The 13,475-nt window shown below is 38.4% G+C and carries 18 protein-coding genes and 1 tRNA gene; 5 read left to right on the plus strand and 14 right to left on the minus strand.

The window, feature by feature from the left end; all coding sequences use genetic code 11:
* Positions 1 to 147: 147 nt before the first annotated feature.
* On the minus strand, positions 148 to 999 hold the full coding sequence (locus AC25Y1_RS10130) for a DNA-3-methyladenine glycosylase family protein (protein WP_488148082.1): 852 nt from the start codon (positions 997 to 999) through the stop codon (positions 148 to 150).
* Positions 1,000 to 1,129: 130 nt separating this feature from the next.
* On the opposite strand from AC25Y1_RS10130, the gene AC25Y1_RS10135 reads away from it, so the two are divergent.
* Positions 1,130 to 1,202, plus strand: a tRNA-Val gene (locus AC25Y1_RS10135).
* A 43-nt stretch (positions 1,203 to 1,245) separates the two neighbouring features.
* Here the strand turns inward: AC25Y1_RS10135 and AC25Y1_RS10140 are convergent.
* The 5 genes from AC25Y1_RS10140 to AC25Y1_RS10160 all read right to left on the minus strand — a co-directional run bounded on the left by AC25Y1_RS10140 (position 1,246) and on the right by AC25Y1_RS10160 (position 4,717).
* Positions 1,246 to 1,662 carry a hypothetical protein gene (locus AC25Y1_RS10140; RefSeq protein WP_488147865.1) on the minus strand — a complete coding sequence of 139 codons (417 nt, stop codon included), beginning with the start codon at positions 1,660 to 1,662 and terminating at the stop codon, positions 1,246 to 1,248.
* Entirely contained in the window at positions 1,659 to 2,153 is a 495-nt protein-coding gene (locus AC25Y1_RS10145) for a hypothetical protein (RefSeq protein WP_488147866.1), read from the minus strand. Before AC25Y1_RS10145 ends, AC25Y1_RS10140 begins: the two co-directional genes overlap by 4 nt.
* A gap of 200 nt (positions 2,154 to 2,353) precedes the next feature.
* Positions 2,354 to 2,731, minus strand: a complete 378-nt coding sequence (locus AC25Y1_RS10150; RefSeq protein ID WP_488147867.1) for a hotdog domain-containing protein — start codon at positions 2,729 to 2,731, stop codon at positions 2,354 to 2,356.
* Positions 2,732 to 2,797: 66 nt separating this feature from the next.
* Positions 2,798 to 3,100 carry a hypothetical protein gene (locus tag AC25Y1_RS10155; RefSeq protein ID WP_488147868.1) on the minus strand — a complete coding sequence of 101 codons (303 nt, stop codon included), beginning with the start codon at positions 3,098 to 3,100 and terminating at the stop codon, positions 2,798 to 2,800.
* A gap of 270 nt (positions 3,101 to 3,370) precedes the next feature.
* Positions 3,371 to 4,717, minus strand: coding sequence for a PQQ-dependent sugar dehydrogenase (locus AC25Y1_RS10160; RefSeq protein ID WP_488147869.1), 1,347 nt, complete (start codon positions 4,715 to 4,717; stop codon positions 3,371 to 3,373).
* Between the two features lie 93 nt (positions 4,718 to 4,810).
* Between AC25Y1_RS10160 and AC25Y1_RS10165 the strand changes: the two genes are divergently transcribed.
* Positions 4,811 to 5,377 (plus strand): YybS family protein, encoded by a 567-nt coding sequence (locus AC25Y1_RS10165; RefSeq protein ID WP_488147870.1) that lies wholly within the window; start codon positions 4,811 to 4,813, stop codon positions 5,375 to 5,377.
* 530 nt (positions 5,378 to 5,907) lie between these two features.
* Here the strand turns inward: AC25Y1_RS10165 and AC25Y1_RS10170 are convergent.
* Both AC25Y1_RS10170 and AC25Y1_RS10175 read right to left on the minus strand, forming a co-directional pair.
* The gene (locus AC25Y1_RS10170; protein ID WP_488147871.1) at positions 5,908 to 7,707 is read right to left on the minus strand and encodes a S41 family peptidase; all 1,800 of its coding nucleotides are present in this window, start codon (positions 7,705 to 7,707) and stop codon (positions 5,908 to 5,910) included.
* Positions 7,708 to 8,081: 374 nt separating this feature from the next.
* Positions 8,082 to 8,624 carry a phosphatidylglycerophosphatase A family protein gene (locus AC25Y1_RS10175; protein WP_488147872.1) on the minus strand — a complete coding sequence of 181 codons (543 nt, stop codon included), beginning with the start codon at positions 8,622 to 8,624 and terminating at the stop codon, positions 8,082 to 8,084.
* Between the two features lie 110 nt (positions 8,625 to 8,734).
* On the opposite strand from AC25Y1_RS10175, the gene AC25Y1_RS10180 reads away from it, so the two are divergent.
* The 3 genes from AC25Y1_RS10180 to AC25Y1_RS10190 all read left to right on the plus strand — a co-directional run bounded on the left by AC25Y1_RS10180 (position 8,735) and on the right by AC25Y1_RS10190 (position 10,499).
* Positions 8,735 to 9,457 (plus strand): alpha/beta hydrolase, encoded by a 723-nt coding sequence (locus AC25Y1_RS10180; protein ID WP_488147873.1) that lies wholly within the window; start codon positions 8,735 to 8,737, stop codon positions 9,455 to 9,457.
* Positions 9,458 to 9,546: 89 nt separating this feature from the next.
* The gene (locus tag AC25Y1_RS10185; RefSeq protein ID WP_488147874.1) at positions 9,547 to 10,062 is read left to right on the plus strand and encodes a YjcG family protein; all 516 of its coding nucleotides are present in this window, start codon (positions 9,547 to 9,549) and stop codon (positions 10,060 to 10,062) included.
* Positions 10,063 to 10,064: 2 nt separating this feature from the next.
* Entirely contained in the window at positions 10,065 to 10,499 is a 435-nt protein-coding gene (locus AC25Y1_RS10190; RefSeq protein WP_488147875.1) for a GNAT family N-acetyltransferase, read from the plus strand.
* Between the two features lie 107 nt (positions 10,500 to 10,606).
* Here the strand turns inward: AC25Y1_RS10190 and AC25Y1_RS10195 are convergent, their stop codons facing one another.
* From AC25Y1_RS10195 to AC25Y1_RS10220, 6 genes are all read right to left on the minus strand, one after another.
* Positions 10,607 to 10,858 (minus strand): stage VI sporulation protein F, encoded by a 252-nt coding sequence (locus AC25Y1_RS10195; RefSeq protein WP_488147876.1) that lies wholly within the window; start codon positions 10,856 to 10,858, stop codon positions 10,607 to 10,609.
* Positions 10,859 to 10,874: 16 nt separating this feature from the next.
* Complete coding sequence (locus AC25Y1_RS10200; protein WP_488147877.1) at positions 10,875 to 11,021, minus strand: YjcZ family sporulation protein; 147 nt, start codon at positions 11,019 to 11,021, stop codon at positions 10,875 to 10,877.
* Between the two features lie 120 nt (positions 11,022 to 11,141).
* On the minus strand, positions 11,142 to 11,504 hold the full coding sequence (spoVAE, locus tag AC25Y1_RS10205; protein ID WP_488147878.1) for a stage V sporulation protein AE: 363 nt from the start codon (positions 11,502 to 11,504) through the stop codon (positions 11,142 to 11,144).
* Positions 11,505 to 11,513: 9 nt separating this feature from the next.
* A complete protein-coding gene (locus tag AC25Y1_RS10210; protein ID WP_488147879.1) occupies positions 11,514 to 12,512 on the minus strand; it encodes a stage V sporulation protein AD in 999 nt (332 codons plus the stop codon).
* Entirely contained in the window at positions 12,506 to 12,961 is a 456-nt protein-coding gene (gene spoVAC, locus AC25Y1_RS10215) for a stage V sporulation protein AC (protein ID WP_488147880.1), read from the minus strand. The genes AC25Y1_RS10210 and spoVAC overlap by 7 nt, the downstream gene beginning before the upstream one ends.
* A complete protein-coding gene (locus tag AC25Y1_RS10220; protein ID WP_488147881.1) occupies positions 12,961 to 13,173 on the minus strand; it encodes a hypothetical protein in 213 nt (70 codons plus the stop codon). The genes spoVAC and AC25Y1_RS10220 overlap by 1 nt, the downstream gene beginning before the upstream one ends.
* Positions 13,174 to 13,475: the final 302 nt, after the last annotated feature.

Raw genomic sequence — 13,475 nt, forward strand, 5'->3', positions numbered from 1 at the left:
TGACGCGTATGGTCGCCGCCCTCCACTCCAATCAACTACTTCCAATAAACAGGAAAGTTATTCAGTGTCCGTTTCCTAAACAGTTTAGACTATATATAGAGAGAGTACGGGAAGTGAATTGCTTAAATACATTTCCTGGACTTTTTTTCACTCAATACTTCTCCATAAATATAGTGCAGCGTAACTTAGATAAGGCGTCCAATGTGGAAAATGGGCGATGATTTCTTCTTTTGTTGGCTTTTTTTCTAGTTTCCATAATATCTTGAGGGCATTTTGGAGTCCGATGTCTGCAACAGGAAATAAATTCGGACGCCCAAGTCCAAACATTAGGAAACCTTGTGCTGTCCAAGGACCGACACCTCGGAAGGCGGTAAGTTTTGCGGTTACTTCATCGTCATCCATATGTCGAAGCTCATCGAGTTTAAGTGATCCGTTGACAATGGCTTGTGACAGACCAATCATGTATTCAGCTTTTCTTGTACTGAACTGCATTTCTCTGAGTGTTGAAACGTCTAGGTTTGCGACTATTTCAGGTGATGGATACCGCAAAACACCTTCCGTTTCACTTCCAAAAGTTCCAACAAAACGCATGGATAATGTATTTGCAAATGACATATTCAATTGTTGATGAATAATGCTTCTCATTAACGTGCCGTATAGTGAAAAACTTCGTATTAGTGGTGTTCCTTCGTGTTCCGCAAAAATTGTAGCAAGATCTGAATTTGCAAAATGTGTTGAAATTCCATCTAGTGAATCATTAAAATGAAGAATTTCGCTAACTTTTTGAATTTGAATATTATTTAAGGCGCCGCTTAGTATAAATGAAGGTTGAACTTTTGTTCCAGTCGCTTTTACTGTAATAACATTTCCTTCATCCATTGGAATCCGTAAAGTGCGGCTAGTTAAATCGACTGCGTTTAGCGGGTCCCCGGATAGCCGATCAAGTGCACGATCAAAATCATAAATGAATGGAAGGGATATTTGAGTGTCTATTAAAATCACCTACTTTTACTCTTAATTATAGTTCTAGTATACTTCTTTATAAGTTTTTATGAAAAAGGGTTGACTTACTATGTACATGGGCTATAATAGAGTTTGTCCGGTAAACGAGACACAATAATTTTATCTCGGTTCCATAGCTCAGCTGGGAGAGCGCTACCTCGACAAGGTAGAAGTCGGCGGTTCGAGCCCGTCTGGGACCATTGGGGTTTAGGCCCTTAAGAAAGCTGTAGGAACACGGTTTTCTTATAAACACCATCTCTTCGGAGGTGGTGTTTTTTGTTTTTTCAAAACGATAAACGTAATGAGTACAAAAAGAATAATATATGCCAAAGTGAACAAAAAGCTTTGATTAAGAGAATAAATATCGGGCATAGGGTAAAAAGATACCATTCCGCCATGATCGGTCTTTTCAAATAAAATAGGAAGCATAGATTTCTGAATGAATAAAGGTAGCGATTGGCCAATAGACCAATTATGCAGAAAACCGAATTCAATTATTGGATATAAAAAACCTATAACCATTCCTTTAAATAAACTTTTACTAACAACAGTCATACATGCAGCAAAAATACCCCATAATAAAAGCCCGAGAATTGTACCGGTAATTTGTAAAAGCGAAGCGTTTAGCTGGATAGATTCTTCTGAAGATATAAGGTTCATTGGTAAGTTGAAAAGAAGTTTATGACGCTCATTATATATCCCGTTAGTATACTAATACTGATCAAAAGTAGTATGAATGTTAACAGACTAAAAAGCTTACCTAACAGTGTTTCTGTTTTTGTCATACCACTTGGCACCAGTTGTTTAATTGTAGAATGACGATATTCAACACCAAACAGCAAAGCACCTATTAATGTCAAACCGATTGGACCTAACGCATTGACTGTTGCTAATGAATAAGTCAATGCCATCGAAGGACTCAATACATAAAGTAGTGATGGTAGTGGTTCAGTAACATCAGCATTTGCTATGTAGTCAAGCGTATCCAATTCACTGTACATACTTTTCTCCAAAAAAAAGGTGAAAGAATTCTGAAATTGAAGCCCAACGGAAACATATGAATAAATGATGAAAAGAACAAAAAAAGCTAGTACCCAAGTAATAACAGGATGTTTGAACAGTTTTTTCAATTCTCGTTTATATGACTCCACTATTTATTCTCACCTTCCACCCATTAATTAAAAGCCTTCGCGATTCTTGAACTGGAATAATATTGACCCATTCTTAAATCAAAGTATTCTTCATTATTAAAGGGTGATGAAAAAGCCAAACGCCACGTATGCATTATCATATTCAATAACAGCAGCTACTATATCTAACTCTTGTAAATTCGGAGTAGTTCAATTATTCATCATAATATCACGCCCGAAAAATCCCCTCTAAGCACTACCTTTTCCATTTGATTTTCACAGATAAAGGACGCAGCAATCGCTATTCTATCGCTTTCTTGTCTTTCATATTTTTCAATTGTAACTTCACAAACTATTGTATCTCCCGTAAACACAGGTCTTAGAAACTCAAAATTCATATTGCGGGCAAGTACGTTATGATCTCCGCCCACTTTTGTTGGTAGAGTTGCTGTTAGTAATCCTTGAACGACAAGTCTTCCCTGTTCATCTGGACTTAGGTGATGAATGCCTTCATCACCTGAAATCTTCGTAAACAATTCAACGGTTTCTGCCGTGAAAGTCCGTTCAAATGTAATCATATCCCCTACTTTTAATGACAATCCAATTCCTCCCTGATTGTGAAAACCACCATGAATGCGATAGCTATTCGATTGTTATCAATTTCTCTATTCACCAATGGAGTACATTTCTTTTTCCGATTGCACCCATTCTATTAATTTTCGTCTGTCAGTTGGATAGGTTTCTTCATAGTGTTTCATTTCATCTAAAAACATTTTCCCTTTAGCAGTTAAGCGTGCAATCTTTATTGAGAATTCGTCATTGACTCTTAATACCCTTTCCACAAAATCTTTACTTTCCAAAAAAAGTATGAAATTCTCGAACTCCCTGTCTGTTAGTCCATAATCTTTCGCAGAAGGGGAAAAGTTTTTTCTATTAATTTCTCTCAAAACGCTATATCCAACGCGCATCTAAACCCTCCCCAAATCCCATCGGATTTCATGTGGGATGTTTTTCATCCTAAGTATTTCTATAAATAATCCTCAAATCCTTTATTCCAAAAATATCAAAGTTATGAAAACTAAAGCTGCTACTTTTACTACTTAAATAAAATTACTAGTAACAGCGGGAAGTAATTCGTTGTTTTTTGTTTCCACGTTAACCAACATGTTAAAGAAAAAATCACATAACAAGAAAAAGCATGTTCACACACGGAACATGCTTTTTCTTGATTCAACAATTCAACTCGTTCTCCTAACCCTCCAAATAACACCCGTTCCGGGAATAGCGCCTGCACCAGCAAACAGTCCAAAATCGAGTACATACAAAACACCACCCGAATCGAATACTGCGTCAATCGGACGTTCAAAACCGCCGCCGTTTGTTGCGGATGCCGCCATACCTGTACGATTTATTGCAAAAACATGGACTTGCCCTGTTTGCATATCGATTCTGGAAACGCGATGCCCGACATGTGGAAGAAGTTTTCCGCCTGTTGTCGTTGGATCATTGGAACCGAACTCCGCAATAAACGCATCTCCTATTGGAGCGAATGACGGATCTTCATTAAAACTGAAACCCATCGTTGCGGAATGCGCGGGAAAAGTAGCGACGGGACGAGGAGGCTTCATCGGATGTTCTCCTAATAAGAATTCTGGCTGTGGCTTTCCTTCCGGTTTAAACTGGGGCAACGTGATGGGTAAGCCGCCTGTGAAGTCCGGAAATCCGTACCACATGCTCGGTTGAATCCACTGAAATTCGTCAGGCGAGTTGGCAATCGGGCGACTTCCGCGCACGTCTATTCCATGATTGGCGGCAAACAATCTATGATAACTGTCGAATCGTAGCCTAAATGGATTTCGCAGTCCCCATGCAACTAATTCCAAATCTGATCCATCAGGATTAGCCCTCAATATACTACCGCTTGCTCTAGTAATTCCGTCAACTGTTTTCCCCTCATGGCTTGGAACACCAAAAGGCATATACCCGCCCGTAGTAACTGTTCGTTCTGGAAAACCCTTTAAAAGTCCTGGTGATTGAAAGTCCTGCCCATGAAATTTAACTGTTGAACCGGGATAATCATGAAAAAACGGATGCTCCTTCGCCCAGTCATTATCTGTTCCTACGACCCCGCTATTCGTCGCGGTACCCTGGCCAAAATACATCTTGCCGTCCGGGCCAAATACGACTCGGTTATTATGATGATCGCCATTACTCGGCAGTCCTTCGATGATGTCCTGTTTCGTTCCATCCGGTTTAATAATTGTTACATAGCGCCGATGCGCCACATAAATATTCCCTTCATGCTCCGTAATCCCTGTTAACGGTGGGTTGAATCCGTCCGCAACAAGCGTAGACCCCTCGCTTGTCAGCTTTAACACCTTGCCGTTGCCATCCGTAATACCCGAATCGGCAACAAGCATTTCCCCGTTGCTCGTAAAAGTTAAGTTGATTGGTGTTGTTAACCCATCTGCAAACACATCGATTTCATATCCTACAGGTACTAGTACATCCTGTGGATTAAGCCTTCTTTGCGATATATTATTTTCTCCATTTTGAGTTTGGTCCAAAACTTCTTGTTCAGCCATTCATTTGTCCCCTTTCTATTGTTTACATATCAATCTATTCAGGTAGACGGCAATCAAACACCTAAACTTAATTAAATGAAAAGGAGAGGTTTTGTGTATTTCACTAGATCATTATTGTCTTCTCCAAAGGATATTCATCAACTATTTATGAGTTGGTCACCATTAAAGCAATCACTATTTGGCGCATTGATGGCATCGCTTGCGGCCATCTTACAAGCCGCAGGAGGACTGTTGCCAGGTATTGGCATGTTCCTGAGTCCTTTTACAACTTTGCCGATATTAGTTAGTATGCTCGTTTCAATTCGAACAGGCATTTTAACTTATATACTGACGATTTTTTTATTATTATTAATGGAGCCTAGCGAACTATTTATTTTTCCATTTACGACTGGTTTACTCGGGGTTGGACTTGGATGGACATTTCGAATTTTGCATAGACGTTTAGAGATTATCCTTATTAATGGCATACTATTATTTACAGGAATTTGTATACCTTTGTATGTTCTAGGATTTCCTATTTTTGGACCTGCTGCTTCAACTAGTTTTGATGGTTTAATTTTAGTATTGATCTCGGGATTTTCTTTTCTATATAGTTGGCTATGGTTGGAATTAGGTTTGTTTTTTCTGCGTAAAATTGAAATAATACTAAAATCCGGGTAGTAAACATGAAAAAGCATGACCCATTGTTTCGGATCATGCTTTTCCTTTTCGTGTTACGCGGAAAATTTGTTCGTTCTTCATTTCACTTTCATGTTCATGTTCACAAACTGTTCTTTCTGACGATTAATTGAATACCCCGTCAGTGCAGTTTGATTGGCGTGGCTGTCTTCTTAAGCCTCTTCCGGCAAGGGGTTCACGTTTCACTTTGTGTGACTCACACCTTCCACAGCCAGCTTTCAATTGCACTTCAAACAAAAAACTTACTGCTTACCGCTAAATGGTACACGTTCTATTCGTTCATACAGATTGACCGTTGCGTATTGAACGAATTGGTTGAAACCTAATTACATGGTTCCCGACGAGATAACTTTCGCCAGTAAAGCAAATTTTCCGCCAAGGCTGTGCAAATCTTCAAGTAAAAGTTAACTGTAGGTTACTCGTCTACAAGCAACTTTCGATGTTGTTTAGCCTTGTACTTAAGATATACCCCATATAAAAAAGATTAAACATAAATAATGAAAAAGTTTTTATTAATTTGATTTAATTAATTCCAAAGCCTTTGTCACGTATTCATCTTCATCATTTTTTATCGCCTCAATCGTTCTCTTTAAAGGTACTGTCGGCTTAATACCGATTAAATGTGACTGACTTCTATCACTGTTTAAAACTTCTGCACCCGTAAAATGTTCAATTAAATTTCCTGGAATTGAAAATACTTGGACATCCCCGTCTGCACCTGCTGATGCTTGACCAACTATTTCAGCAATCTCATTGTCTTTAATATGTGCAAGGATATATTCGGGTTGGCTGATTGACCCTGCATACGAAAGAAATACAAATTTCCCTGTAAAGAATGGTTCGAGTGGTTTAGTTTCGCTTCGGATTTCATAGAAATCAACCTTTTCTTGATTAGGATAAATTATTTTGGGAATCAAATAAATTGGTCCCTGAATGGGTTCTTCGATTAAATGCCCTATGAGATCCACCCATAGTCTAGTTGTAAATGGTCTGCCCCGCATATCAAAAATAATTCCCTTAGCATGTGATAATGATTCAATGTTTTCAAGTACAGCAGGCATGACATCTTTTGTTAAATCGACATAATAAATCTCTTCTTCAAGTTCTACAAATGGTTTCCTTCTATTAAATTCATCTACGTCCGGTGTATACACACCCTTCATAGATAAACTTAGTGATTTACCATCTCGCTCTATTTCTAAACTTGCAGTATCATCAAATCTAAAATAATTTGAAGCCACATAGGATTTCCATTGCTGTGAGCCAGGAATTTCGGATTTAATTTGCTCTATTATCACATGTGAACTTGTACCGTTTTTCGATAAAATAATATCCCCTAGCTTTAGACCTGAATCTTCTTCAGCAACCGTCACAACTACTTTATCATCAATAATATCGGCAATAAATGGTAGCAACTTATCATTCCAAGGATACTTTTCAGTATTAAGAATATTTTTCGCGTGACCATCTTTTGTTTTCTCCAATAATTGAAGTAGTGAATTTATATAGTCGGCTCTATTTTCATCGTTGGCTGTAGTTTCCAATGATAGTCGAAGTTGGTTTTCCCAATTAGAATCCGTAACTTGAAAATAAGGGTAGAAATGTTGAAAGACATTCCAAGTCACAATAACCCCTGCATATCGAACATTCTCATCTGCACTCGAGTGAATTAGTGGTACAGTATCGATGTCTTCCAACAAGCGATCAAAACTCTTTCGTCCATTTTCCGTTTGACCGATCGTTCCCTCCTTATTTTTATATAAGACCAGGGGAATAAAGCAATTCAAATTTGGAGCAATTTTTGTTTGTATTGTTTCATCGATTTCCGGAAATTCATCAAATAATTTATCTTTCTCCAATAGAATCTTCCCATTTACATTAGATCCAACTATTCTTTCACTTGAATAGACTGAGGACTCAGTATACCCCATACCAAAATGTTGCCACGCAATTACTTCTGAACTTTCATCGATCCGTGTTTCTATTTCTGGTCGTTCATCATCATAATAAAAACTCATGGTTGGTGCTATAGGTAAAAATAATTCTTCTAATAGCGTCTTCAATTCTTCTATAGACTTAGCCCCTTTAACTTTTTGCACTCCATAAATAGCAAACTGCTCCCAATTTATCTGAGACGCCTCATCGCTTGGATGAAAGTATTGAACATATCCATACAACTTCGCAAATGATTCTAAATTGTCAATTGAGTTGTATTCGACGGTCTCATCTACGCTTTCTTTTTTATGCGCCGCCCAAAAAAAGATGAAACACACAATCAATAGAAACAGCACCAATTTTTTCGATACGGTCACCACACTCCCCCTATAATTTCTTTGTTACGTTATATACGACTTCTATCCTTAGAGGTTTCACTATTTTCGGAAAATATAAAACGCGAACCCCCGGAGAAAAGCGTCCTCCTTAACGGCAATCGATGGTATCGTAGAAAATAGTACTGGAATAAAGAGTTTTTAAATCAGAGTTTTTAGTGACGTTGGTCGTTTGAAGAAGTGCTTTAGTCGTTTCGACAGCCCTTTTAGTCGTTTGGAGTCTAGGGAAGCGATAAGGAAGGATTGAACTTTCGCTCTCGAACCGTTTGAAACGACGGTATCAAAGACAAAAAAAGAGCACTTGAATCTACCACATTCAAATACTCTGTACATCTTTTCGATTTTTAGTACGACACTCAAGGTAAATCTTTATCGATTAAATTATTCGCTTCTTGTATGTCACGTGATTTATGTGCAATTCTGGACGCTGCCGATGCAGCAATGCTTGCTACGAGGTCATCAAGGAATGTATGGACTCCGCGCCCTTTTTTCGTATCGAGCTCATTAATAATTCCAATTTTGTTCTTATCGAGATGACCAAACGTGGTTACTGCAATCGAACCGTATGTATAGACGGCCCCTAACGCAATCGTTTCATCTACACCGAACAAACCTTCATCAGATTCAACAATTTGCTGAAGTGGCTGTGATAACTTTCCCTGCTCTGCCAATTCATCAAGCTCAATTCCGACTAAGATGGCATGTTGTAGTTCTCTTTTTTTAAGCACACTTTCCACAGATTCAATACAGTATGCCATATCTAATTCTGGGTTATATGGCAACTGCATTTCGTAAACGATATCTGCAATATCCTGGATTTTTACTCTACGGCGAACCAATGCAGCTTTGGTCGCTTCGTACACAACTTGTGAATGGACTACTTTATTATTTTTAACCATTTTCTACATCCCCTTTTTTCTTTCTGACAATACGAACTACTTCTATTATAACTATTGAAAGTGAATATGTTACACTTTTAGGTACAGAAGAATCTAGGAGGCAAATTATCATGAAACAAGGCAAGATTGAAGAATTTACAATTCAGAGTAAAGCACTTGGCGAAGAGATGCAGGTACTTGTACATTTACCTCATAATTATACCCCTCTTTATAAATATGCAGTCCTAATCGCATCGGATGGAAAAGATTACATCCAATACGGGCGTCTAGGAAGAGTGATCGATGAGTTTATGGAATCTGGTGAAATTGAAGGCGTTATATTCTTTGGCATCCCCTATAAAAGTGTCAGTGAAAGAAGACGCATGTACCATCCTGATGGCGACAAACATGAAGCCTATATTCGTTTTTTAGCACATGAACTAGTTCCATACATTGACAATAATTATCCAACTTATCAAATTGGTGCGGGTAGAGGATTGATGGGTGATTCACTTGCGGCCACAATTTCACTATTAACAGCATCGAAGTATCCAAATACTTTTGGAAAAGTGATTTTGCACTCCCCATACGTTGATGAACATGTTTTAGATAAAGTGAATGCGGTTGATAATACTGCTGCATTTTCGATTTATCATGTCATTGGAGAGGAAGAAACCGAAGTAAAAACACAAGTCGATGGCGTTCAGGATTTCCTTAAACCAAATCGTGATCTAAAAGATTTAATAGAATCGAAAGGGTTTTCGTACTTCTATGAAGAATTTAAAGGAGACCATACATGGAAGTATTGGCAGCCGGACGTTCGAAGAGCGATATTAATGGTCTATGGTCAATAAATTAGAGATATATGACAGACAACAGTTAGTTCTGTTATAATTATTACGAATGCTTCAATCTACAGCAAATTAATTAGGAGGTTTTCATAATGAAATTTGGTATTGTTGCTTTTCCATCAAAAGAACTCCAAGATTTAGCAAATGGGTATCGAAAACGGTATGACCCACATTATGCACAAATTACTCCACACATGACGATTAAGGGCGTTTTTGACGCGAATGACAAAGAGATTGAAGAAGTAGCTAAAGAAATTAAAAAAGTTACAGATAAACACGGGCCATTCGAGTTAACAGTATCAAAGGTAAGTACTTTTGCCCCCATTACAAATGCAATTTACTTTAAAGCTGAAGCGAATAATGAGCTAATGAGCTTACACAAAGACTTGAATTATGACTTTTTTGGCGAAGAACCTCACTATGCCTTTATCCCGCATATTACGATTGCACAAAAACTAACATCGGGTGAACATGACGATATTATTGGCCAATTGAAAATGGTGGGTGTTAATCACACTGAAACAGTCGATCGTATTCACTTGTTATATCAACTTGAAAATGGTTCTTGGACAGTCTATGAAACATTCCGTCTCGAAGGAGCTAATTGATCTTGTTTACTGTTAAAATCGTAATGACCGAAGAGGAAAAGGAGGATGCATTTTCCGTTAGACGAAAAGTTTTTGTTGAAGAACAAGGCGTACCACTTAGTCTTGAACTAGATGAACTCGATAATACTTCAAGTCACTTTGTCGTTTATAATGAAAATGTGCCGATTGGGGCAGGAAGAATTCGTGAAAGCAATGCGGGGATTGGTAAAGTTGAACGTGTTTGTATACTTCCCGAATTCCGTGGAAAGCATTTAGGTAAGTCTATTATGCAATCACTTGAAGACCACGCAGCTGTCCAAAACTTCGAAAAAGTTGTTTTAAACGCCCAATCGCAAGCCATTCCCTTTTACGAGAGAATTGGTTATGTAATTACATCACCTGAATTTATGGATGCAGATATCCCTCATCGCACAATGGAAAAAATAATCACAAAATAAAAAATAGCTGATTCATCGTCTCTTTCTTAGCAGATGATTTTCAGCTATTTTTTATTTATTTTATTCTGTATCACATTTTTTTCTTATCCTGTCATTCTAATTTACAATTATCTACCGAGCATTTTCTCGATATCTTGGAAATTCACTGCTTTCCCATCGTTTACAATGGATTTGACGAGTTCATCTTCCATATGCGATGGGACATTTTTATTCGCGAGCTTTCCAACGTTCCGAATAATCTTTCTAACTTGTCGCTCATCGGTAAAATCTGCATATTGGATGGCATTTGCTAGCGCAAAGACTTCTTCCATCGGAACTCCTGTCTTTGATTCGATTTTCCGGAAAAATGAATCATTCATTCGCTATTCCCCTTTCTTATACAAAGCTACTGCCGACAATAATGAGTAGAATGAAGAGAACGACGATGAGAACGAACGTTGAACCGCCACTAGATTCTCTTCCGCGTCCATATCCCCCACCATAGCCGCCATAGCCGCCTCCGCAAGGATTGTATCCATACATAAAAACCCCTCCTTCCCTTCTACATATTGTATGCAGGAAAAAAGGGGGGTACGGGGCAAGTGCACAAGAAATTTATTTAGCTAAAATCGATTAATACTTGCTGACAAACAGCAGAATAACTCATACTTTTCCTTTTGGTCTAAAAATCACTGCGGCAACAAAGCCAAATAATATGGCAGCACTAATTCCAGAACTTGTGACTTCGAACATGCCCGTCAGCACACCGACAAATCCGTGTTTTTCCGCTTCCGCCATTGCCCCGTGAGTAAGTGCATTCCCAAATGATGTGATTGGCACAGTAGCACCAGCACCCGCGAAGTCAATCAACGGTTCATATAAACCTACTCCATCTAGAATCGATCCTGCAACGACTAGTATGCAAAGTGTGTGCGCTGGTGTTAGCTTAGCGACATCAAATAATAATTGACCAATTACGCAAATCAGTCCACCAACTACAAATGCGGTAATAAAAATAGACAACATATCATTCACTCATTTCATTTCTAATTCAACCGCATGCGCTATGCATGGAATTGTATCTCCTTGTTGAAAGGATAAGGGAGACAACAAAGCTCCGGTAGCAATCAATAACACGCGCTTATACTCACCTTGCATCATCTTTTCGTAGACTTCCGAAAAATATATCGCTGCTGAACATCCCGTTCCACTAGCACCAGCCTGAAAATCTTTATCATCTCCGTAAAACTCTTCGCCTGCATCGCGTAGATTATCTATCGTTTCAATCTTCTTTTTGGCAATCAGTTTTTTATAAATTTCAAAGCCAACTTTTCCTAAATCACCTGTCATAATGGCATCATAATGCTTCGCTTTTCTACCGTGACCATTTAAATGACGCTCTAATGTATCTGCGGCTGCAGGTGCCATCGCAGCACCCATATTAAATGGATCAGTAGTCCCAAAATCAATAACACGTCCAATGGTTCCACTCACGATAGCAGGAAAACCTTCTTGATTTGGTGTAACTGCTGCAACACCAGCGGCAGTTACAGTCCACTGAGCTGTAGCGGGCTTTTGTGACCCGTATTCAACAGGATATCTAAATTGTCGCTCAACTGAATTATGCTGGCTACCAGCCCCTGCAATCGTACAATTAGACATCCCAGATTCAGTTAATAATGCCGCAGTCAAAAGGGAGGAAACTGATGTAGCACATGCAGAAAACATCCCTATATAGGGTATCTGTAGTTCAGAAGCACAAAAGTTTGAAGGGGTCATTTGATTCACTAAATCACCAATGAGTAAAAAATCCGCATCTGCTGGAACAAAGTCTGCTTTACTTAACGCAATCATGCAGGCATCTTCCAGTAGTTTTGCATGTCCTTGTTCATTTGTTGGTAGTCCACTTCGTTCATCCTCATAGACTTTATCAAACTTCGACATAAAAGGGCTCTTTTTTTCCAATGGACCGACGACTACTCCTGTTGCTGCAATGCTTGGATGTGTTCTAAAAGTTAACAGACCTTTTACCATGAGACCACACCAAGCTTTACAAGTATTGTCTTGATAAGTGCAACTAGAAAAGCAGAAGCAACACCAAATAAAATCACAGACCCTGCAAGCTTAAACATATTTCCGCCGACCCCTAGAACAAAACCTTCACTCCTATGCTCTATGGCAGCTGAAATGACAGCATTACCAAAACCAGTAATGGGAACCGCTGATCCTGCACCACCGAACTGAGAGATCTTTCGATACTGCCCAAATCCGGTTAATATCATCGCGATGAATATTAACGTAGCGACAGTCGGATTACTCGCAGTTCGTTCAGTAAAATCAAAAAATGTCATATAAAAAAGTGAAATACCTTGTCCGATTAAACAAATTGTACCGCCGGTAATAAATGCCGTAAAAACATTCCGCAATATGGGAGGTTTCGGTGAAATTTTGCTTTCTAGTGCAGCATATTTTTTATCATCCATTAGGTCTCTTCCTCCGATAAGGTTTTTAAGTCTTTTATTTTCTGAGTAAGCTTATCCTTCTCTTCTAATTCCATCAGTTTTTTCGTTTCTAGAATTATTTTATTATCAGCAGATACAGTAATCTCAAAGTTTTCATATAACTTCTCAAGCTTCTTCTTTAACTCTTCTTCAATTTTCGCTTTATGAAATCTAGAAAAAGTTTTAACCGTCACGCCTGAAAGGATTTCATTTTCATGAAAAATAGCTACTGCACTTGATAATCGATCATCTTTTTCAAATAATTGTTCCGCTTCTTCTATGTCTTCATTTGTATCGTTTTGAATTTGTACAACTTTTTCGCTCTGGGCACAACCAGCTAAAAATAATAATGAGAGTAAAAAATAGGCTATTTTATGGATAACCTTCGCCTCCTTTTGTCATAGCATGCCAAAAACTGACTGATTTTATTCAAAAAGTAGTCTGTCTGCCCTGATGTTGCAATCCATGTCGCATAAAGTATAAAGAACTGAGAAAA

The sequence above is a fragment of the Sporosarcina sp. Y1009 genome, from assembly GCF_057669865.1.